At 67.3% G+C, this 20,472-nt stretch carries 16 protein-coding genes and 1 tRNA gene; 6 read left to right on the top strand and 11 right to left on the bottom strand.

Features of this window, described 5'->3' with window-relative positions; translation table 11 throughout:
• Positions 1-329: 329 nt before the first annotated feature.
• Positions 330-403: transfer RNA gene (locus tag IU448_RS18075), tRNA-Met, on the top strand.
• A 676-nt stretch (positions 404-1,079) separates the two neighbouring features.
• Positions 1,080-1,538 carry a nitroreductase/quinone reductase family protein gene (locus tag IU448_RS18080; protein WP_195056773.1) on the top strand — a complete coding sequence of 153 codons (459 nt, stop codon included), beginning with the start codon at positions 1,080-1,082 and terminating at the stop codon, positions 1,536-1,538.
• A gap of 320 nt (positions 1,539-1,858) precedes the next feature.
• Here IU448_RS18080 and IU448_RS18085 read toward each other — a convergent pair whose 3' ends face one another.
• Positions 1,859-2,035 carry a hypothetical protein gene (locus IU448_RS18085; protein WP_195056774.1) on the bottom strand — a complete coding sequence of 59 codons (177 nt, stop codon included), beginning with the start codon at positions 2,033-2,035 and terminating at the stop codon, positions 1,859-1,861.
• 506 nt (positions 2,036-2,541) lie between these two features.
• Here IU448_RS18085 and IU448_RS18090 point away from each other — a divergent pair.
• Positions 2,542-3,270: a TetR/AcrR family transcriptional regulator gene (locus tag IU448_RS18090; RefSeq protein WP_195056775.1), complete on the top strand. Its 729-nt coding sequence runs from the start codon at positions 2,542-2,544 to the stop codon at positions 3,268-3,270.
• Between the two features lie 44 nt (positions 3,271-3,314).
• Here the strand turns inward: IU448_RS18090 and IU448_RS18095 are convergent, their stop codons facing one another.
• Both IU448_RS18095 and IU448_RS18100 read right to left on the bottom strand, forming a co-directional pair.
• The gene (locus IU448_RS18095; RefSeq protein WP_195056776.1) at positions 3,315-4,316 is read right to left on the bottom strand and encodes an AurF N-oxygenase family protein; all 1,002 of its coding nucleotides are present in this window, start codon (positions 4,314-4,316) and stop codon (positions 3,315-3,317) included.
• Between the two features lie 319 nt (positions 4,317-4,635).
• A complete protein-coding gene (locus IU448_RS18100) occupies positions 4,636-5,445 on the bottom strand; it encodes a nuclear transport factor 2 family protein (protein WP_195056777.1) in 810 nt (269 codons plus the stop codon).
• A gap of 160 nt (positions 5,446-5,605) precedes the next feature.
• Here IU448_RS18100 and IU448_RS18105 point away from each other — a divergent pair, with 160 nt between their 5' ends.
• Complete coding sequence (locus tag IU448_RS18105; protein ID WP_195056778.1) at positions 5,606-6,367, top strand: DUF6319 family protein; 762 nt, start codon at positions 5,606-5,608, stop codon at positions 6,365-6,367.
• Between the two features lie 65 nt (positions 6,368-6,432).
• Here the strand turns inward: IU448_RS18105 and IU448_RS18110 are convergent, their stop codons facing one another.
• Positions 6,433-7,950, bottom strand: coding sequence for a GGDEF domain-containing protein (locus IU448_RS18110; RefSeq protein WP_195056779.1), 1,518 nt, complete (start codon positions 7,948-7,950; stop codon positions 6,433-6,435).
• A gap of 297 nt (positions 7,951-8,247) precedes the next feature.
• Here IU448_RS18110 and galK point away from each other — a divergent pair, with 297 nt between their 5' ends.
• Positions 8,248-9,393, top strand: coding sequence for a galactokinase (galK, locus tag IU448_RS18115; RefSeq protein ID WP_195056780.1), 1,146 nt, complete (start codon positions 8,248-8,250; stop codon positions 9,391-9,393).
• 136 nt (positions 9,394-9,529) lie between these two features.
• Here galK and IU448_RS18120 read toward each other — a convergent pair whose 3' ends face one another.
• The 5 genes from IU448_RS18120 to IU448_RS18140 all read right to left on the bottom strand — a co-directional run bounded on the left by IU448_RS18120 (position 9,530) and on the right by IU448_RS18140 (position 16,215).
• Positions 9,530-10,972 (bottom strand): PepSY-associated TM helix domain-containing protein, encoded by a 1,443-nt coding sequence (locus IU448_RS18120; RefSeq protein ID WP_195056781.1) that lies wholly within the window; start codon positions 10,970-10,972, stop codon positions 9,530-9,532.
• A gap of 165 nt (positions 10,973-11,137) precedes the next feature.
• Positions 11,138-11,692: a hypothetical protein gene (locus IU448_RS18125; RefSeq protein WP_228813323.1), complete on the bottom strand. Its 555-nt coding sequence runs from the start codon at positions 11,690-11,692 to the stop codon at positions 11,138-11,140.
• Positions 11,693-11,932: 240 nt separating this feature from the next.
• Positions 11,933-13,579 (bottom strand): acyl-CoA synthetase, encoded by a 1,647-nt coding sequence (locus IU448_RS18130; RefSeq protein WP_195056782.1) that lies wholly within the window; start codon positions 13,577-13,579, stop codon positions 11,933-11,935.
• A 172-nt stretch (positions 13,580-13,751) separates the two neighbouring features.
• Positions 13,752-15,371 (bottom strand): acyl-CoA synthetase, encoded by a 1,620-nt coding sequence (locus IU448_RS18135; protein ID WP_195056783.1) that lies wholly within the window; start codon positions 15,369-15,371, stop codon positions 13,752-13,754.
• A 208-nt stretch (positions 15,372-15,579) separates the two neighbouring features.
• Positions 15,580-16,215 carry a hypothetical protein gene (locus tag IU448_RS18140; RefSeq protein WP_195056784.1) on the bottom strand — a complete coding sequence of 212 codons (636 nt, stop codon included), beginning with the start codon at positions 16,213-16,215 and terminating at the stop codon, positions 15,580-15,582.
• Positions 16,216-16,667: 452 nt separating this feature from the next.
• Here IU448_RS18140 and IU448_RS18145 point away from each other — a divergent pair, with 452 nt between their 5' ends.
• The gene (locus IU448_RS18145; protein ID WP_195056785.1) at positions 16,668-17,402 is read left to right on the top strand and encodes an alpha/beta hydrolase; all 735 of its coding nucleotides are present in this window, start codon (positions 16,668-16,670) and stop codon (positions 17,400-17,402) included.
• 179 nt (positions 17,403-17,581) lie between these two features.
• Here the strand turns inward: IU448_RS18145 and IU448_RS18150 are convergent, their stop codons facing one another.
• Both IU448_RS18150 and IU448_RS18155 read right to left on the bottom strand, forming a co-directional pair.
• Positions 17,582-18,811 (bottom strand): acyl-CoA dehydrogenase family protein, encoded by a 1,230-nt coding sequence (locus IU448_RS18150; protein WP_195056786.1) that lies wholly within the window; start codon positions 18,809-18,811, stop codon positions 17,582-17,584.
• Positions 18,812-18,853: 42 nt separating this feature from the next.
• On the bottom strand, positions 18,854-20,263 hold the full coding sequence (locus tag IU448_RS18155) for an acyl-CoA dehydrogenase family protein (RefSeq protein WP_416383018.1): 1,410 nt from the start codon (positions 20,261-20,263) through the stop codon (positions 18,854-18,856).
• Between the last annotated feature and the right edge of the window lie 209 nt (positions 20,264-20,472).

Raw genomic sequence — 20,472 nt, forward strand, 5'->3', positions numbered from 1 at the left:
GTATTGGCGAGAGTCGGGAATATATGGAAAACTGCTGGTCATAATCCGAATTTCCGCTACCCGCTCGAACGTGTGATCACACGGAAATGTGACGGGGATCACTGAATAATCGTAATTCGTGTCACGCGTATCGCGTTCGAGATCTGGGGCAATCGATTCGCTAACAGTCGGTGACCCGATATGGCCGAGAGTGAGTCCGGTCGATCGCTGCTTTCGGCGCCCGGGTCCGTCCGGAATGCGGGTGGCGCCGCTCATGGCCGGAAGAAAATGCGGTTGACCTGGCAATTTGGCAACCCCGCCGAGACGTGTGTAATGTTGTGTTCACCCAACGCGGGGTGGAGCAGCTCGGTAGCTCGCTGGGCTCATAACCCAGAGGTCGCAGGTTCAAATCCTGTCCCCGCTACTACCGGAAAGGCCCCGGAGAGGACATCCTCTCCGGGGCCTTTCCTTGTTTCGAAGGTGCGATGCTCCGGTGGTCCGGGCCGGTCGGCGCCACTACGGCGGCCCTTGTGTGAGTCGGTGTCGTCTCTTCCGTAGTCGTTCGGGTGGTCGGTGTGCGCTTCGTCGCGCCCGGATCGGCTGGCCGGCTGCGGGGTGTTTGCACGCACGGCCGGCCCTGCTCCGGGTCGGCGGCCGTTGTGGACGTTCTTTGTCGATACCGAATACCTTCGTTCGAGGGCGCGGCACGATAGCGACGTGATCAGGCAAACAATCAGCTAATTCGCGATGAGTGTGGTATCTCCGGATGGTCGGGAGTTCATCCGATTCGTGATATCGGACCGAGAACTCCATGAGATCAGGCAATTTCGGCTCTTCGAGAAATTGCTCGGTATGAATTGCATCGGTGTAATTCACGACGGTCCCCCGGTAGGTCACGTAGTAGCAACGGAAGTTGGGGTACCTGCGCCGCCAACGTTGCGTGAAGGCAACGGTTTCCAGGAACCAGGCCAGGCGGGCCGTGCGACCGTACCGGCCGGGCCCCGTGTCGCGCGTCCGTCACATCCGTCGCGGGCGTTGCCCGACCGAGACCTGAACTGGTTTGCTGGGTTGCGCTGTCGCGAACCGGAGGATCACCTGTTATGCCGTCGAATTTCACGCTCAGGGCCGTCAATACGGCGCACCGGGCACTGCTGCGCCTCAGCCGCGGCCGGCTGGGGACCGAGTACTTCGGGATGCCGGCTCTCGAACTGATCACCAGCGGCCGGAAAACCGGTCGCCCTCGCTCGGTCATGCTCACCGCGCCGATTGTGGACGGTGATGACTACATCGTCGTCGCCTCGCGCGTGGGCGACCCGGCGAATCCGGCGTGGTATCACAATCTCCGGGACAATTCGGCAGTCGAGGTCGCGTTTCGCAACGGGCCGCGTAAACCGATGACCGCTCGCGTTCTGCTCCCGCAGGAACGGGCGTCGCTGTGGCCCCGGATCGTCGCCGACTATCCGGTCTACGGTGACTATCAGAAACGGACTACACGTGAAATCCCGTTGGTACGACTCACTCCCCGCTCGGCCGGGCAGCCCGCACTCCCTGGGGAGTAACGGCCCCGGGCGTTGTCGTCGTTGCGGTGCCCGCCCCTCGGCTCCGGACACCCCACACGGTGGCGTGGGGCGCGCCGCGGCGTGCGAGGGACGGAACCTGGACGAGTGCCGTGTTCACGGTCTGGAGCCTGCGTTGCCGGGTGTGGGCCGATAGGCCGCGTTCGCGGTCCGGAACGTGCGTTGCCAGGAATCGCCCGAAGGACGCGTTCGCGCTCCGGAACGTGTAGTCGGGAATCGGCCGATGCGCTGCCGGGCGTGATTGCGCCCTCGCTTCCGCGGGCGGCGCCCCGCCCGTCGATCTCGGCCGAATCCTGCCGGGATTACGCGTGCGGGACGGTGGGGACGGTTCCTGTCCGCCGGCCCGGGCCCGGTGAGCCCGGGCCGGCCATGATGTCGCGCCACCAGGCTTCGAGCCGGCTGGGCTCGGGCCAGATCACGGGGGTGTGGTCGGCGGTCGTTTCCACGTCGTTCTCCTCGGGGCCGGTGTTGTCGGGCATCCTTGCCTCCTGTACGCGTGGTGCGCCGGCGGGTCGCCACGTATGGGTACGCTGCTTCGATTTCGCCGCCCCCTGAAACCGGTTCGCCGGAAACTCCCGCGACCGAGCAACATTGTGACAGCAGATCGCCGGACCCGCCCGGTACCAATGTGTCGCAATTCTAGCCTTTTTCGTTCAGGCCGTGCTCCGGTTTGTGGCGCACCGATTCTCCGGGCTTCGGAGCATAGCCATAGTTCGATAGCGGCAGGTAATGTGGATAAGTCTGTGCGAGCGGGGTTTCGGTGATCTCCGCAGGTGGCAGGCAAGATCATGATCGACAAAACGACCGGTTCGTAGAATTCGACGGGATTATCGAGCGGGCGCGGGGTGGGAAATATCGCATTGATGTATGCGTAAATGTTCTTTCATTTGCCGGTGCACGGATGTGAACGAGGATGAAATCGCCGGGCCGGAAACGGTCGGCGCGAGTGCGACCGTCCGCGGTTACGCTGGGTAGACTGCCAGGCATGTCGGTGGCTTCACCGCGGTCGCGGATCCCGGGGGCGGTCAATGGGTACGCGGCGCGCTGGCAGCAGCACAACACCGAACGGCAGCGCAAGATCTTGCAGGCCGCGGTGGAACTGCTCGAGGAGAAGCCGGCCGGCGCGGAGATCCCGGTGATCCAGATCGCCGAACGGGCCGGGGTGGCCAAATCGGTGGTGTACCGGCAGTTCAGCGGTCGCGAAGATCTGGACCGGCGGATCCGGTCGTACCTGATCGACGATCTCGGGGCGGTGCTCGACGCACAACTGGACGTGTCCACCGGCTCGGTGCGCGAGATCATCACCCGCACCGTCCGTGCGGTGGCCGACTGGATGGCGGATCATCCCCACCTCACCGCGTTCGCGCGTTCCGGGCCACCGGCGGGCGGTCCGGACAATGTCGACGCGATCAGCAGCCTGAAAACTCGCATCTCGGCACGTTCACAGGAGCTGATCGAGGGAATCGGTGAGATCGTGGGTGTCGATTCGGCGGCCCTCGAACCTGTGCCGTTCGCCGTGGTGACGATGGTGGAAGGAGTGCTCGCCGCCTGGGTTGCCGATCCACGGTCCAGGCGGACGCGCGCCGAGGTGGTCGCCGATCTGGCCGGCTACGCGTGGTACGTCCTCGACGGCGCGGCCCGCGCGGTCGGTGTGGTGGTGGATCCGGACCGGGAACTGGCCGAAGTGGTCGCGGGGCTCAGCGTCACCCCGTGAGCGTCCTGGCCCGGGCCGGAACCGTGCCGGTCCGGGGTGCCGGGTCAGGCGACCGCAGGCCGGATCCGGCGTTCCGGTTCGCTGCGGTAGCGCGAACGGTCGCCGTCGATTCCCAGTGCCCGCCACAGCCGGGTGGTGACCGGGTTCATCAGGCCGAGTTCGTCGGCGAGGGCGCGCATATCGCCGAAATAGCCGGACAGGATCCCGCGAGAATGCGGACTGCGCCAGAAGGCCTCTTCGATCACCGAGCGCGGTACCTCGAATCGGCGGGCGAACTCGGGCGGAGGCGCCATGATCTCGCCGGCCAGCCAGCGTAGCGCCAGCGGGAAGGAGATTCCGCACAGTGCGGTGGAGATCGGGCCGAGTTTCTCGATATGCGCGCGCAGGAATTCTCCCGCGAACGAGATATGCCGGGCTTCCTCGGCGATATGGATCTCCATCGTCCGCACCACCAGGGGCGGCAGATTCGCGCCGTTGCGGATCATCGCCTTCTGGTAGTGGTCGATCGGTTCCTCACCACCCAGGATCCCGAGGAAAAGAATGACGTGGGCGTAACCGCCGGCCACCCCGATGAACGGGGACAGGGCCCGGAAGATCGGCCGCATACCGGGGACATCGTCGCCGATCCGGTTCACCAGTTCCTGGAACATCTGGATGTGATTGCACTCTTCGGTCATCTCGTGCAGGCAGTACCGGAACTCCGGCGAACCGTTGGGCAGCTTTGCGATGTACTGCATCATGCCGCGGATCAGCACGGTTTCGAAGGCCGCGCCGACCTTGATGGCATTGGCGATCCGCCAGCGCCCGATCTCGATCTGCTTGTCGACCGGCAACTGGCGATACCAGTCGGTGGCGCCGAGTGGATCGTAATCGGGGGAGAGGATCCAGCGCGGATCGTTGCGGTCGAGTGCCAGTTCGGGTGCGTCCCAATCGATATCGAGATAAGGGTCGAAGCGGCGGCGCACCGAGCCTTCCGACAGCGTTTCCAGCATTTCGCGGTACCGGGCTCCCAGTTTCGGGGCCCGGGGCAGAGTCGACGGCGTCATCGGTGCCTCCTCGTGCGTTATGGGGTACATCTCCACCCCGAAATTTACCGGGACTTAGAGTCTCAGTAAATAGCCGGCGGGCTGTTGCAACGGAATCGTGCCTCGAGCAGGGCGGTACCGGGTCGTCGCCGCGAGCCGACCGGCTCGCGGCGGGAGTGCGCGGCGGGAGTGCGCGGTCGCTCGGAGACAGAATGCTCCTCGGTGACGCCGTCGGGTGGTCGCCCGGGCCTTCGGAGGGGGAGGCAGGAGGTCGCGCAGGAAACCGTGGAGTCCACCCGACGTACATCCGGGCGGCCGAGCACGCCCGGGATGTGCTGCGTCAGGCGACCGTATCCGTGTAGATGCGCAGAGTTTCCAGGCGGGGCGCGGCCGGGTGGAAATCGAGGATCAACAGCACCGGCCCGTCCGGGGTTTCACCGCTGACGGTCACCGATCGGCCCGCCGCGAGAGTTTTCCCGCAGCGCAGGCCGCGGGCCCGCGCCACCAGTTCCGCGGGTGGAATCGACTCCCCGGACCACAACCGCACGGTTTCGCGGCCGCCCGCCAGTTCGGTGACGGTGGCCGTATCTCCCGTTGCCGCGGCCGCGCACAGCCGGTGGGTGATCTCCTTACCGGTCCGCCCGATGCCGGTCACGGCCCGGGCCATCCCCAGCAGGCCGGATGCACCCTGATTGCGCAGCAACAGCCCGCCGAGCCGGGTGCCCGCGCGCAGGCCCGCGATACCGGTGCTCATGAGCTGCCCGATCATCGGTAGCAGTTCCCAGTAGGCCGCGAGGTGTGAGATACGCAGATCGCCGTCTTCCTCGGTGATCTCGTAGCGCAGATGCATCGGCACCCGCACTCGGGCGCCGGTCGACATGGTGATGGTGATGGTGAGATCGCGGACGACGGTCGCGGGGCCGGCGAAATCGTAGGCGACGTCGAAAACGATGTCGTTGGGGGCGATGAAGGTGTCGTAGAAGCGGGCGATCGCGTCGTACCCCCGATGCGGAGCGGAACCGACGGGATCGTTGACCACCGCGTCGCGGGTGAACAGGCCCACCCAGGCGGCTCGATCGTGGACGGCCACCGCGCGTGGCGAGGCCAGGACGGCGTCTCGCAGTTCGGTGGCGGTCGGGTCCAGCGGCACGATGCCTCCTTACGGTCTCCGGATCGCGGTCATAGTAGAACACGTTCTATCGAGGTCGGAAGGTATTGCTATGCCTGCGTGTGAAGATGTCGGTGCGGTGCGGCATCATCTGTGCACGCAGCTATTCGACGAAACAGTGAGATTGCCCCCGGAGTGCCCCATGCCGTCGCGAACACCATCGAGCGCGAAGCCGAAACCCCTGTCCGACAACGACCTCGAACAGATCTCCGCGGAGATCGAAGCGGGCCGCCCGCCGATGGTGTGGTTCACCGCCGCGGCGGTGGGAGTCACCGAAGGGCGCTCGGGCAAGGTCGTCTCGCTCGGCGACCCGGCCGACGGCGATTTTCTGCAGGTCCGCCCCACCGGGTCCAAGGATGTACTCTCCTTCGGGCCCACCGAGGTGACCCTCACCAAACCACAGCGTGATCGGCCGGCGCCCGCGGCGGCGTCGAAAGCCGCTCCCGAGACCCGACCCGCCCCCGAACCGAAGGAAGCGCCCGTGCCCACCGCTGCGTCCCAGACCACCGCCGAGAAACGGGCCCCCGGATCCGCCCCCACCACCGCGAACAAGTCCACGGCCGAAGCGAAACCGGCTGCGGCACCGCGGACGCCGGCTCCGGCCAAGGCGGCCAAGGCGCCCGCCGCGCGTAAGGCGAAGACCGCGGAGGTCGTGGTCACTATCAACGGCACCGCCGACGGTGAATGGACCGTCGATGTGACCAGCGGCAAGAAACGCACCGCCCGCGCTCTACCGGTGGCCGGCCCGGCGGTGGCCCAGGCGGCGAAACTGCTGCACCCCGAAGTCGCCGAGGTGGTCGACAGCCTGCTCGACGCCGTGCGTGGCGCGCAGGAAGCCAAAGTCCAGCAACTGCAAGCCGAATTGGAGCAGGCCCGCAAACTGCTCGAGGAACTGTCGGACTGAACCAGGAACCGGTTTCGGGCCGCGCACGGCCGGGTTCCCCGGGGCGCGCGGGCGAATACGACTGATCAGACCGCTGTCTCCCGCGGCCAGCTGTGCTGGATCGGCTCGGCGGGGGTGTGCCGCATGGCATCGTGGAACATGTAGCCGAAACCCCGGCGTTTCGCCAGGTACATGGCCGCGTCGGCATCGCGGATGAGATCGTCGACGGTGGCGTCGATATTGCGCGGGCCGCCGCAGGCCAGGCCGATACTGGCGGTGAGCGGCACCTCGCCGATACTGAGCCGGAACGGTTTCATGAAGGTGCCCAGCAGGCGTTCGGCCATCGTGGTCGCCTCGTCGCGATCCAGCGGCGCCAGCACGACGAATTCGTCGCCGCCGTACCGGGCCACCACATCGTCGCGGCGCACGGCGGTCCGGATCCGGTGCGCGGCCTCGGCGATCAACTCGTCGCCGACCGTATGCCCGTAACTGTCGTTGATCGCCTTGAACTCGTCCAGATCGACGAACAGCAGACACAGCGGCCGCTCGGCCCAGTCGCGATGTTCGCGGTGCAGCACCCGCAGCAGCGCCGAACGGTTCAGCAGACCGGTGAGCGGATCGTGATCGGCCTGGTACTTCGCCTGCCGTTCACTGCGTGCGCTACGCCCGATGGCGCGTTCGCTGCGGATCAGCAATCCGATCAGCAGCAATGCCAGCACAACCGACACGATGACCTGATCGAGCGGGCTGAGGGGGGCCCGTGCCACCGGCACGAGCGAGGAAACCACCAGGGCCACCGCGATCACGCTGGCGCGCTGCCGGGAATGGTGCAGCCGGATCTGCCGCGGCGCACTCAATGCCGTCATCGTCGGGTGCAGCGCCGCCCCGCCCACCGACACATAGGTGCCCAGGAGCGGGAGCAGCAGCACATCCGGATCCACCGTCAGCGTGTCCGCCGCCGCCAGGCGGTAGCCGATATCGGTGAGCAAGGCCCCCGCTACGCCGAGATGCAGTAGCCGCAGCGATGTTTCCGACCGGCACGAGGTGGCCAGGGAATGCGCGAGCAGGGTGAGCAGCAACGCGTCGAAAACCGGAAAGACCACCGCGGTCAGCGTATTCACGACCGCTTCGCCGGAGTGCAGCACGGGGGCGATGAGGAAGATCCAGGATGCCAGCAGCGCGCCGAGTCCGATCAGTCCCGAATCCAGCAGCACATCGGGATGCGCGCGCGCCTGGCGTGGGCGCAGCCACAGCAGCGCGGCCAACACGATTCCGGTGTATCCGGTGAGGGTGCATATCTCGTCGAGAGGGGTGGACGCGGCCGGGGTGAATTCACGGACGACGGTGCCGACGGCGAAGGGGACGGCCGCGCCCGCCAGCAGGTACCAGGGCAGCGCCGGCACCGGCCGGTGCCGGCGCACGCCGAAAACGATCGCCGCCACGGTACCCAGTGCGACCGATACCGCCACCAGTAACGACAGCACGCGGGAATCGACAACCAGGTGAACCGCGACCGCGGCACCCACGATCGCCGAAACCACCGCCCAGCAACCTATCCCGTGAAAGCCGTACCGTCCTGCACGCTGTGGTTCGCTGATGATCATCAGCCCCCCTTGTTGTCGCTCCATTCCCGGTGAAATCGAGCCGCGTCTCAGGTCGGAAATCCTTGTCTGTCGTGCTCTACCTGCCCAGCGAGCGGCGGCTGACGAAACCGAGTCTTCCTGTACGAGGGGATGTCCGAGCCGGGCGCTGCACGTCCGACACCAAAACTGGACTATTGGTCCGATGATGACATGCAGTGCCGAATTTGTCGCTGTCTTGGCGCAACAACGTCGTAACGGGTGTCTCGATCGCCGGTGGCGTACCGACCGGCCGCCCGGTGCAGCTCGTACGGTGGTCCGGTGACTGGAAGCGAGGAGAAAACCGATACGCGCCGCTCCTGGTCGGCGCCCGGCCGGGTCAACCTGATCGGTGAGCACACCGATTACAACGACGGGTTCGTCCTGCCGATCGCGATACCGCTGGCGGTCACCTGCCGCGGCGTCCGGCACACCGACGAGCTGGTACGGGTGCGGTCCCGGCAGCGCGCGGGCGAGCCAGTGCGCCTACCAGCCGCGGATCTGGCCGCCGAACGCGACCGGGTACCCCGCTGGGCGCGGTATCCGCTCGGGGTGCTCGCCGAGTTCGGGCGGCGCGGACATCGGGTCGCGGGATTGGATCTCGAATTCGACGGCGAAGTACCGGCCGGTGCGGGATTGTCGTCTTCCGCCGCACTGTGCTGTGCCACCGCGGTGGCCGTGCGTGATCTCTGTGCGCCGGGGACCGGCGACCGAGAACTGATCGATATCGCCCGCGCCGCCGAGAACGACTATGTGGGCGCGCCCACCGGGATCCTCGATCACGCCGCCTCGATCCTGTGCACCGCCGGCCATGCGCTCTTCCTGGATGTCCGGGCCTTCCAGAGCGCGGAAACCGGTGGCTTCGAGCAGCTTCCGTTCGACCTGGCGGCAACCGGCCTGCGTCTGCTGGTCATCGATACCGGTCAGGCGCACGAGCACGCCGGGGGCGGATACGCCACCCGCCGGGCCGAATGCGCCGCAGCGGCGGCGGCGCTCGGCGTGGGGTCGCTGCGCGATATCGGCGATATCGACCGTCTGACCGGCCTCGCCGACCCCGTGCTGTACCGGCGCGCGCACCATGTGGTGAGCGAGAACGAGCGGGTCCGCCGGGTGGCCACACTGCTTCGCGAAGGCGTGGACCCCCGGGCGATCGGCCCCCTGCTGAACGAAGGACATGCCTCGCTGCGCGACGATTTCGCCGTGTCGACCGAGGTGCTGGATACGGCTGTCGATACGGCACTGGAGGCCGGGGCGCACGGGGCGCGCATGGTGGGCGGTGGATTCGGGGGCAGCATCATCGCCCTGGTCGATACCGCCGCTGCCGAGCGAGTCGCGGCGGCGGTACGGCAGCGGCTGGCGGGGATCGGATACGACCGGTCCAGAACTTTCGAAGCTGTCGCCGGGCCGGGAGCCGGGCCGCTCGGGTGAGCTCCCCGGAAACCGGGCCGGGCGCGGCGGCCGCCCGACCCTGGGACGCGACTTCGGACATTGCCGTGCTCCGATCGCCGCGGTACTTCCGGCCGCTGGCCCCGCCGTGGTCTGCGGCCGGACGGAATGGCGCGGTCTATCCCTTCTGTGGTTTCCGCACTCGCCCGACGACGATGTCGACCAGCAGAAAGACCAGCAGGCTCAGGCCGAAAACCGGCGCGAACCAGCCGATCAGCGCTGCCGCCACCAGGGCCGGGATCGCGAGCGGCAGGCAGCGGCGTAGCACACCGCGCCGCGGGGGTCTACCCGCGGCGCGCCAGGTACCCGCGGTTGCGGGACGGCGCTGCCACCACATGAGGTAACCGCGAACGATCACGGTGACCAGTCCCACCATCGCTACCAGGAGAAGTAACTGGTTGGGCAGGCCGAACATCAGGCCCATATGGAGCTGGATACCCCAGTTGGCCAGCTTGGCCATAAGATTCCACTCGGAATAGGGCAGCTGATCGGTGATCGCGCCGGTGGCGCCGTCCACCGCGACCGCATCCACTGTCAACGTGCCCGACCGGCGTAGCTCTTTGACCGCGAAGGCTCCGGCATCCGCGCCGGGAACACTGATCTCGGCCGGTTTCGTGACTCCGGCCGCACGGGCGGCAGCCAGTACGGTGTCCAGTTGTTCGATCCGCTCGGCCGCAACGGTATGCGTCATCGCGGGAGTACCGTGGTGGCCGGCGTGATCGGAGTGGTTCGAGGACGCCGAATTCGGGAGCGCGGTATCGACCGCCGGGGTGGTCCAGCTCAGGTCCTCCCGCAACTGTTCGATATTGGCGCCCGCATAGGTCGACCAGGTGAGCCCCGTCGCCGAGAGCAGGAGCAAGACCGGCAGGATCCACACACCGACCGCGCCGTGCCAGTTGAGACGGCGTCCGCGCGTGTTCGGTGCCAGGTCGGGGGCGAACAGCCAGATTGCGGAATTACGCCGGCGGCGTGCCCGTACCCGCCGTACCCACAACACCAGTCCGGCCGATGCGATCAGCCACAGCCATGAGGCCGCCAGCTCGGAATACAGCCGCCCCGGTTCACCCAGGTGGAGGTGGCGGTGTGCCTGAGATATCCAGGCCCGGACCGGCAGCGCGCCGGAACTGCCGTAGACCACCGATTCTCCCACCGGCCGAGCGGTGACCGGATCGACGAAGACCGCGCGCCGCTCGGATTCCCCGAGACCGGGATCGCTGAACAGCACGCGGGTCGTTTCGCCCGGTACCGGCGCCGGGGCGACCGCGACGAGGGTGAGCTCCGGGCGAGCCGCGACGCCCGCGGCGACCTGCTCGGACAGCGGCCGCTGCGGACCTTCGGTATCCGCGTACAGCACATCCCGGTGCACAAAGGATTCGAGGGTGGGGGAGATTGCGTAAAGGGCCCCGGTCAGCGCCGCTGTCAAGAGGAACGGCCCCACGAAGAGGCCGGCGTAGAAGTGCAGCCGGAGCGCGAGCGCACGGAATGCGCCCCGGCCCGGTTTGTTCGTGTTCGTCGCGGGCGCGGCGTTGTCGCGCGCCTCGGCGACCTCGGTGGTACTCAAGGTTGCTACCTGCCTGTGCTGGCTCGGGCGCACCCACCGGACGGTGCCGGGGCGTGCGCACAGATCCCGGCGGCCCGCTACGGCTCTACCGGGATGGGGAAATCCGGCGTGGCCGGGCGAGCGACCGTGCGGAGACACGGTGCGGCCGGCGGGCCGGACGAGAGATCAGACCAGGACGGCGGTGGGCGGCGCGCGGGTACCGCCGGTACCGGTGACGAGGATGCGTGGAACCAGGCGGTCGCGATGCGTCGTACGCAACGGCGCAGGGCCGGCGATCGCCGGGGGTCGCGGGACCAGGGGGATGATCCGGGACAGCGCGGCGGCACCCGCCCGGTAGGCGGCCTCGGTACCACGGACGAGCAGTGCGGCGGCCCACGCGGCCAGGACATGTGCCGCGATCATCGCCGGCGTCAGCTGCAGATCACCGTGATGCAGATGCCCGCTACCCCAACCGAGACAGAAATGACCCACCAGCTGGCCGGCCGCCAAGGCGGCGGTGAGCCCGGCCTGTCCGGTACGAAAACCGGCGACCAGCGCACCGAGGACCGCGGCGGTCGCACCCAGCAGCATGATCGCCGTACTGTCCGGGGTAGTGGTGGGCGCGGCCCAACCGTGCGCGGCGACCGCAACGCCACCCGAGATCAGTCCGGCCACCGCGCCGCGGACGCGCGCGGCACCGCGACGGTCCACCGGATGGGTGGCGCCGAACCTGATCTGCACCGGGCAATGATAGCTGTGTTGGTGTGCGCCGCCTTCGGCGTCGCGGGTTTCGGCCCCCGGGACGGGCCGAAACTTTCCGGGCCTCGAACCGCCGTGGCGATCGCCGAGGTCCGCGAACAGTCCAGTCGTCGGTGGCCTCGCGCAGGTCCGGGCTCGTCCCGATGTGCTGAGCCCGGTGTCAACCTGCTGGGACGACCCGTGACGAAGCGCGCGGTATGGCCGGCGGCCGTGCGGTCCGGGTCACCGGTCGGGTTCCAGCTCCGTCAGGGGTTTGCGGAGCAGTTTTCCCGTGGCGTTGCGGGGGAGTTCGTCGAGGAAGATCACCTCGCGGGGGACTTTGTAGCGGGCGAGGTTCGCCTTGACGTAGTCCTTGATCTCCTGCGGGTCCCGGGACGAACCGCGCCCGGGGACCACCACTGCTCGCAGTCGTTTGCCGAACTCGCGGTCGTCCACGCCGACCACCGCGGCCTCCAGGACATCGGGGCGGTTGGCGATGAGATGCTCGACTTCCTGTGGGAAGACGTTCTCGCCGCCGGAGACGATCATGTCGTCGTCGCGGCCGTCGATGAACAGCAGGCCGTTGCGGTCCAGGTGCCCGACATCGCCGGAGGACATCATGCCGTCCACCTGTTCCTTGGTGCGGCCGTCGGTATAGGCATTGAACGCGTGCGGGTTGTCGATGAAGATCGTGCCGGTCACCTCTGGTTCGGTGATCCGCTGACGGTTCTCGTCGTACAGTGCGATCCGCACCCCGACCGGTGGCCGGCCCGCCGTGCCCGGCTCGGCGCGCAGTTCCTCCGGGGTCGCCACGGTGATCACCGCGCATTCGGTGGAGCCGTACAGGTTGTACAGCACATCGCCGAAGTATTCGCCGGTGCGCACCACCACATCCGGTGGGATGGCCGAACCGGCCGCGAAGATGACCCGTAGCGAGGACACATCGTAGCGGTCCAGGACTTCGCGCGGCTGGTCGAGGATGCGCTGCAGCATGGTCGGCACCACGACGAGCGAATCCGCCCGGTAGCGTTCGATATTGGCCAGGGTGAGTTCGGGGTCGAACCGCCGCTGCTGAAAGATCACCCGGTTGCCGAGGCCGAGGCCGAGGCTGAACTGAGACAGTCCGGTGCCGTGGAAGATCGGGGCCGCCATCACCATCGTGCCGTTGCTGGGCAGCGGTACCCGGTCGATGAACTGGGCGGAGATGAACGGGCTCACCTTGTCCCGCGGGGCGCCCTTCGGGGTGCCGGTGGTTCCGCTGGTCAGGATGACCGTACCGCCGGGTTTACGGGGCGCGGTGAGCGGCGCGGTGGACTGGCCGGCGGAGACCGATTCGACCGTGGGGATCGCGGCGTCCGCGTGGTCGGATTCGTCGACCCAGGTCAGGATGCGCGGAATCGACGCCGGGATCGCGCTCATCAGTTCGAAGAACTCACTGTCGTGCAGCACGGCCTTGACCTGCTCGCGTTCGGCCACGTCGGCGAACTGCGGTGTGGCGAAACCGGTGTTCATCAGCACCGCACGCAGGCCCAGTTTGCCGGCGGTGAGCATGCTCAGCACCATCCCGCGGTGGTCGCGGGCCAGGATGGCCACCACATCACCGGCGCGCAGGCCGCGTTCTACCAGTCCGCGCGCGAACGCGTTCGACTGCTGATCGAGGTCGCGGAAGGTGAGTTCGCCTTTTTCGTCGGCGATCGCGGGGGAATCGGGCCGGTCCTGCACGGCATGCATCACGACGGCCGCGAACGGGCCGTATCTGCCCGCATTGACCATCGATTTGACGGCGTGGTCGAGCCGCAGCGGATCGAACAGGCCGCGTTTACGCATGACGTTCACGGCCAGCGCGATATCGCCGGCCTTGCGAACGGGGCCGGGCAGCGACAATGTCATCGGCGACAACCTTCCGCGGCGCAACCGCCGGATCGGCGGCCTACCTGTTCGAACTCCAGTGCTGCGCCAACCCTAGCAACCCGGACCGCGGGTGCGCCGAGATTGTCTCGGACAGTAAAGAAACCGGGATATCGTTGTGGGATGTCCCGGTTTCCCCGGTCGAGAGGTGGTGTCAGACCTCGTATTCCACCAGGACCCGCCGCAGCAGTTTCCCGGTGGGATTGCGCGGCAGATCATCGAGGAAGATCACCTCGCGCGGAACCTTGTACCGGGCGAGGTTCTCCTTCACATGGGCCTTGATCTCGTCCTCGGTCGGAGTGTGGCCGGGTTCGGGCACCACGAATGCGCGCAGCCGCTTACCGAATTCCACATCGTCGACGCCGACCACGGCGGCATCGAAGATGTCCTCGCGTTCGAGCAACAGGTTCTCCACCTCCTGCGGGAAGACGTTCTCGCCACCGGAGACGATCATGTCGTCGTCGCGGCCGTCGACCATCAGCAGGCCGTCCTCGGTGAAATGGCCGACGTCGCCGCTGGACATGTAGCCGTCGATGATCTGCTTGTGCCGGCCGTCGGTGTACCCCTCGAAGGGGGCGCCGCTGCGGACGAAGATCCGGGCGGTGACGTTCTTGGCGTCGACTCGCTTGTCGTTGTCGTCGTACAACCGCACATCGCAGGTCAGCGGGGGACGGCCCACGGTGCCGGGGGCCTTGGCGAGCTCATGTGGCTGGGCCACGGTCGCGATGGCGACCTCGGTGGACCCGTACAGGTTGTGCACGACGGGCCCGAACACCTCGGCCGCGCGGGTGCTCAGTTCCGGGGAGAGCGCCGAACCGGCCAGCACGATGCCCTTCAGCGACGACGTATCGTATTTCGCCCGGATCTCCTCGGGCAGTTCCACCATCCGGTGCAGCATGGTCGGTACCGCGACGAGCATCTCGGCCTTGTGATCGGACACCATCTTCAACGTCGCCTCGGCGTCGAAACGGCGGCGCATGACGATCTTGTTGGTCAGACCGGTGGCCACCAGCCAGGTGCCCAGGCCCGTGCTGTGGAAGATCGGTGACACGATCACCATCGTGCCGCGTTTGCGGAACGGCATCCGGTCCAGGAATTGCGCGGTGGCCACCGGGGACGCCTTCTCGCGCGGTGCGCCCTTGGGCAGACCGGTGGTACCGCTGGTCAGAATGATGAAACCGCCCGGCTTACTCGGTACGGGCAGGGCATCCAGGCCGTTCTCGGCAATCAGGTCGTCGAGGCTCTTCGCGCCCTCGGGCAGTTCCGTGCCCTCGTCCACCCAGGTGAGGAAACGCGGCATATCGGCCGGCAGGGCGTCGAGCAGACCGACGAATTCGCTGTCGTGCAGGACCGCTTTGACCTTCTCGCGCTCGCATACCTCGGCGAACTGCGGTTTGGCGAAGCCGGTATTCATCAGGGCGATCTTCACACCCAGTTTGCCGGCGGCGGCCATGGACAGGATCAGGCCCCGGTGGTCGCGGGCCAGGATGCCGATCACGGTGCCCTCGGTGAGGCCGGCCTTGCGCAGGCCGTTCGCGATCTTCGTGGACTGCTCGTCGAGTTCGCGATAGCTCAGTTCGCCACGTTCGTCGACCAGGCCCGGGGCATCTGGGGCGATCCGGGCCGAATGCATGATCAGCGTGGCCTGCGGGATATAGGTCTTGGAATCCTTGAGCGTCCGCAGGGTTTCCCCCGGATTCTTCAGATCGATGAATCCACTGGACTGCAGTAGCCCATAAGCCTTGACTGTCTCCAGCGTATGCGCCAGGTTCACCCTCGAACACCTCCACAGATCCTCGCGTCGGCACTCGACCTAGCGATTCCGAACGGCATATCGGGGCTCACGGTAGCAGTGAAAGTGTGTCCGCTCACAACATACGCACCGGACAAAAGCGACACCGCCGCCATATCGGAACATCCCATGAAAAGGGCACGCGCCGGGTATCCGGCGCGTGCCCGAGCTGTGCTTATCCGGCGAAGGCTCAGTTGTATACGGAGCCCAGCGACGGGAAGGTGATCTCCCCGCGCACGTACTGGAATCCGTCCGGGTGCTCCGGGCTCACCGGGACCGGCCACCGATGCCACAGGCTGCCGTAGACGGCGGCCACGATCATGCCGGGCCCCGGATCGATCACCCGGGTGCGGATGGTGGTGTCGGCGATGATGTCGATGTGCTCGGTCAGCGGCTCCATCCCGCTGCGGCCGTTCGACAGGTTGAGCCAGACCACCTCCAGCCGCGCCCCGTCCTGATTCGGGGCGATGGTGCCCGGGCCGCCGAAGAAGGCGAACCGGAACCCGTCGATATTCAGCGCCACACCCGACCCGTACATACCCGGCCCGCCTCCGCGGCCGATATTCGATTCGGCCGGTATCTGGAACGGCTGGGCCGGCAGTGCGGCCTCCCGCGCGGCATCGGCGACCCGGGGATCGCCGATGAGCGTATCGACGGCACGTTCGGCGCCGGGATTGCCCGCGGCGGCCGCCCGCAGCTGCTGGGTGGCCGAAACCCAGTCGACCTGGGCCGGTTCGGCGGTGGCGTGTCCGGTGAAGAGCATGGTGGCCGCGGCCGTAGCGGCGAGCGAGGTGACGAGCCGACGGGCGAAGCCCTGTGTGCGCATAACCAGTCTCCTTGCAGATACGTTGTCCGGGGAACTGCACCCGGTGGTGGGTTCAGCAGGGTGGAGAGGGCAACACGTACCGGCGGATCCGGGCGTCGAGCGGATGCGAACCCGCCGGGTCGAGCAAATCGCGAAAAGCGTCGTCACCAACATGTCACCCGGTCGGCGCACTGTCCAGACCGCCGCGCGGGCGTCGCGGGCGCAATCTCGGTTCGCCGGCATCTGTTCCCGGGCGAGGGGGAGCGCGAACGGCCGGTTGTGATTCCCGATCGGCGGCCGGCCAGGTAATCCGATGGCGAACGAGCGCGGCCACTGCTACCTTTCCAGGGCCGTGCCAGAGAACGAGGAGGTGGTATCCGTGAACGCAGTATCGACATGGGTGCTCCGCTTCGGGGTCACGGTCGGGCGATAGATCGTCCGGGAGCGCCACAGCACTCCCGGAAGGTACGACCGTGCAATTCATTACCGAACAGCGCCTCGCCGACGATATCCGCGAACGCGTATTCACCCTCGGCGAGATTCCCGGCATCCTGTGGACGCCGACAGCGGTGTCCACACCGACGCCCCTGATCCTGCTCGGCCATCCTCCGCTCGGCCTGCAGAAGATGTATCCGCGGCTGCTGGCCAGGGCGCGGCAGGCCGCGGCGGAGGGCTACGCCGCGGCCACCATCGAGCTCCCCGGCGGCGGTGACCGGCCCGGCTCCGCTGTCACCGATCAGGCCCGCGCCGACCTGCACCGGGCGTTGCAGACCGGCGGGCCGGTCACCGGCGATATCGTCGACCGGCTCATTCTCCCGCTGGTCGACCAGGCGGTCCCGGAATGGCGGGCCGCCCTGGACGCCCTCCTCGCGCTGCCCGAGATCGGCGGCCCGGTCGGCTATTCGGGCGGGGTGATCTCCATCGGCACCCGGCTGGCGGCAGTCGAGCCGCGCATCGCGGCCGCCGTCATGTACGCCGGTAGTTTCGTGCCCAGCGCCATACTCGCCGAGGCCCGGCAGGTGACCGTTCCGCTACACGTCCTGCTGCAATGGGACGACGAAGGAAACGACCGGCAGATGGCCCTGGACTTGTTCGACGCCTTCGGCTCCGCGGAGAAGACACTGCACGCCAACATGGGCGGACACACCGGCGTTCCGCCGTACGCGGGGGAAGAGGCGAACCGGTTCTTCGCCCGGCACCTGAGGTGAGATCGAACGCATCCGGCACGCCAGGCGGTCGACGAGGTCGCCCACAGAGCGGAGCGTCGCGCCGGTGACGGCCGGCAAGCGGCCTGCGAGCTGATACGTGTTCGAGCGCTCTCACCGGCACACGAGAAACCGATCCGGGCCCCAACGGGGGCTCGGACCGGTTTACGTGTCCGACCTGCTTACTTCAGTTCGGCGCTGGTCTTGTTCAGGACCCGGCGGGCGACGATGAGCTGCTGGATCTGCTGGGTGCCCTCGAAGATGTCCAGAATCTTCGAATCGCGGCCCCATTTCTCCAGCAGCAGGCGCTGCGAATAACCCACGGCACCGGCCAGTTCGACCGATTTCAGCGTGACATCGGTACCGGTACGGCCCGCTTTCGCTTTCGACATCGACGCCTGTAGCGAGTTGGGCTGCTTGTTGTCGGCCATCCAGGCCGCCCGCATGGCCAGCAGATAGGCGGATTCGTAGTCGGCCTCCATGCGCAGGAATTCGGCCGCCGCGGCGTGCTGGTTGTTCGGCGGGGTGTCGTAGGAGATCTCGATACCCGCCTCGGTGAGGATGGTGCGCAGTTCCTCGAGCGCGGCCCGGGTGACGCCGATCGCCATCGCCGCGACCATGGGGCGGGTGTTGTCGAAGGTCTGCATGACCCCCGCGAAACCCTTCTCCACGTTCACTTCCGGGCTGCCGAGGATATTGTCCTTCGGGATCCGGCAGTCCTGCAGCAGCAGTACCGCGGTATCGGAAGCCTTGATACCGAGCTTGTGCTCCAGCCGGGCCACCGACAGTCCGGGGGCATCGCGCGGGACCACGAACGATTTGATGGCGGCGCGGCCGAGGCTGCGGTCCACCGAGGCCCACACCACGATATGGGTGGAGCGCTCACCGGCGGTTACGAAGATCTTCTCGCCGTTGAGCACCCATTCGTCGCCGTCGAGGACGGCGGTGGTGGTGACGGCGGCCGAATCGGAGCCGAAGCTCGGTTCGGTGATGGCCATGGAAGCCCATACCTTGCCGAACCGTTCCAGCTGCTCATCGGTGGCGACCGCGGCGATCGCGGCATTGCCCAATCCCTGATACGGGATCGACAGCATCAGCCCCACATCACCCCAGGACGTTTCCAGAGCGTTGAGCAGGGCCGACATATTGCCGCCGTTGGCGTTGACGGGCATGGTCGCGGGGGCTGTGCCCGCGGCGGACTCGTCGGACCGGCCGCCGGCCGCGCCGCTGATCTTCTGGGTGCCGGAATCGCTGAGCCCGTCGACCATAGCGGCCATCGTGTCGAGCTCCACCGGGTACTCGTGTTCGGCGAGGTCGTATTTGCGCGAGATCGGCCGGAAGATCTGCGCGGCCACCTGATGCGCCTGGTTCGCGCTGGCCCGCAGCTTCTTCGGCAGTTCGAGATTGATCATGGAAAGTCTCCTGAGAAGATATGAATCCGCAGCGGCCGGGAACTACACCAACACGATTCCCTCGGCGACGCCGATACCGCGCAGGTCGCGATACCAGCGTTCGACCGGGTGCTCCTTGGTGAAACCGTGCCCACCGAGCAGTTGCACACCGTCGAGACCGAACCGCATACCCTTGTCGGTCGCCAGCTTCTTGGCCAGTGCTGCCTCGCGGGCGAAGGTCAGGCCCTGTTCGGCGCGGGCGGCGCCGCGCAGGGTCACCAGACGCAGGCCGTCGAGTTCGATCGCGATATCGGCGACCATGAAGGCCACCGCCTGCCGGTGGCTGATCGGTTCGCCGAACGCCTCCCGCTCGTTGACGTAGGGGATCACGTAGTCGAGTACTGCCTGGCCGGTGCCGGCGGCCAGCGACGCCCAGCCCAGGCGGGCCAGCTGCACCGCATCCCGGTAGTCGGCGGCGTGCTGTTTGGCATCGCCCTCGCCGAGAACGGCGTCGGCGCCGACGGCCACATTGTCCAGGATCAGCCGGCCGAGACCGGCCGCCCGCAGACCCATACTGGGGTCGGCTTCCACCGACAGTCCCTGGGCGTCGGATTCCACGATGAACAGCGCCGGACGGCCGTCGAGCTCCGCGCCGACCACGAACACCTCGGCGTCGGCGGCGGCCGGGACCAGGCTCTTCACGCCGTTGAGCCGGTAACCGCCGGGGGAGCGTACGGCCTTGGTCCGGAGGGTGAACGGATCGAACAGGGCGCGCGGTTCGCTGATGACCACCGATGCCTGCGGCACGTTCTCCCCGGTGAAGGCGGGCAGGTAGGTCTGCTGCTGGGCGTCGGTGCCCCACTGGGACAGCGCGACGGCGACCCCGCTGGGCGCGAGCAGCGGCAGGGCCAGTCCCATATCCCCGTGCGCGAGCGCCTCGGCCACCATCGTGTTGGTGACGGCGCCGCGTTCGGTGGCCGCGCCCTCGAGTTCCTCGGGGACATTGATCAGGGTGATACCCAGTTCCGCCGCGCGACCCAATAGGTCTTCGGGTGCGGCGGCGGCCTCGTCGGCGTCGTGCGCGGCCGGGCGCAGGATCTCGGCCGCGAACTCACGCACCGTTTCGACGATCATCTGCTGTTCGTCGGTGGGCGTGAGATCGAAGTAGTCCTTGGTCTTCGCCTCGTTGTCCGGTAGCCGCTTGGGCGCGCCGCCACCGGCGACCTTGTTGAAGGCGCGGGTCGCGGCGCCGAGTGTCCGGAAACCGGTTTTTGTGCTCTCGTAGGTCACCCGGTCGATCGGTTTGCGCAGGTTGTATTTCTCGGCGAGCTCCGAGCCGGTGATCGTCGACATGACCCGCATGGCGGCGCCCATCCAATCCCGTTTGGGTTGGTGCAGGCCCACCCCGTTCTCCTGGCGGACGCCGTTGTCCGGACGCCGCTTGGTAGCGCTGTCTCGAATGCTCATCATCACCTGTTTTCTCGCGCGGGGTGAGGGTCTGGCCCCAGCTATCTTACTGCGGAGTAAGGCTATCTTACTGAAGAGTAAGAACGGCGTCGAGTGCGAGTCCTGTCCTGGTGAGCGGACGTACTCGGAGCGCCCGCCGACCTAAAAGCGGCACCGCCCGTCCGGTAGGGGCGGGCGGTGCCGCAAAGCGTCCGCGGATGGGCCGCGAAAGGCGC

The sequence above is a fragment of the Nocardia flavorosea genome (assembly GCF_015477805.1).
GTDB lineage: Bacteria > Actinomycetota > Actinomycetes > Mycobacteriales > Mycobacteriaceae > Nocardia > Nocardia flavorosea_A.

Bases quoted from the DNA above. Each gene is read 5' to 3' on its own strand.
- IU448_RS18080 (WP_195056773.1), top strand. From the start codon at position 1,080: ATGCCGTCGAATTTCACGCTCAGGGCCGTCAATACGGCGCACCGGGCA.
- IU448_RS18085 (WP_195056774.1), bottom strand. From the start codon at position 2,035: ATGCCCGACAACACCGGCCCCGAGGAGAACGACGTGGAAACGACCGCC.
- IU448_RS18090 (WP_195056775.1), top strand. From the start codon at position 2,542: ATGTCGGTGGCTTCACCGCGGTCGCGGATCCCGGGGGCGGTCAATGGG.
- IU448_RS18095 (WP_195056776.1), bottom strand. From the start codon at position 4,316: ATGACGCCGTCGACTCTGCCCCGGGCCCCGAAACTGGGAGCCCGGTAC.
- IU448_RS18105 (WP_195056778.1), top strand. From the start codon at position 5,606: ATGCCGTCGCGAACACCATCGAGCGCGAAGCCGAAACCCCTGTCCGAC.
- IU448_RS18110 (WP_195056779.1), bottom strand. From the start codon at position 7,950: ATGATCATCAGCGAACCACAGCGTGCAGGACGGTACGGCTTTCACGGG.
- IU448_RS18130 (WP_195056782.1), bottom strand. From the start codon at position 13,579: ATGACATTGTCGCTGCCCGGCCCCGTTCGCAAGGCCGGCGATATCGCG.
- IU448_RS18140 (WP_195056784.1), bottom strand. From the start codon at position 16,215: ATGCGCACACAGGGCTTCGCCCGTCGGCTCGTCACCTCGCTCGCCGCT.
- IU448_RS18150 (WP_195056786.1), bottom strand. From the start codon at position 18,811: ATGATCAATCTCGAACTGCCGAAGAAGCTGCGGGCCAGCGCGAACCAG.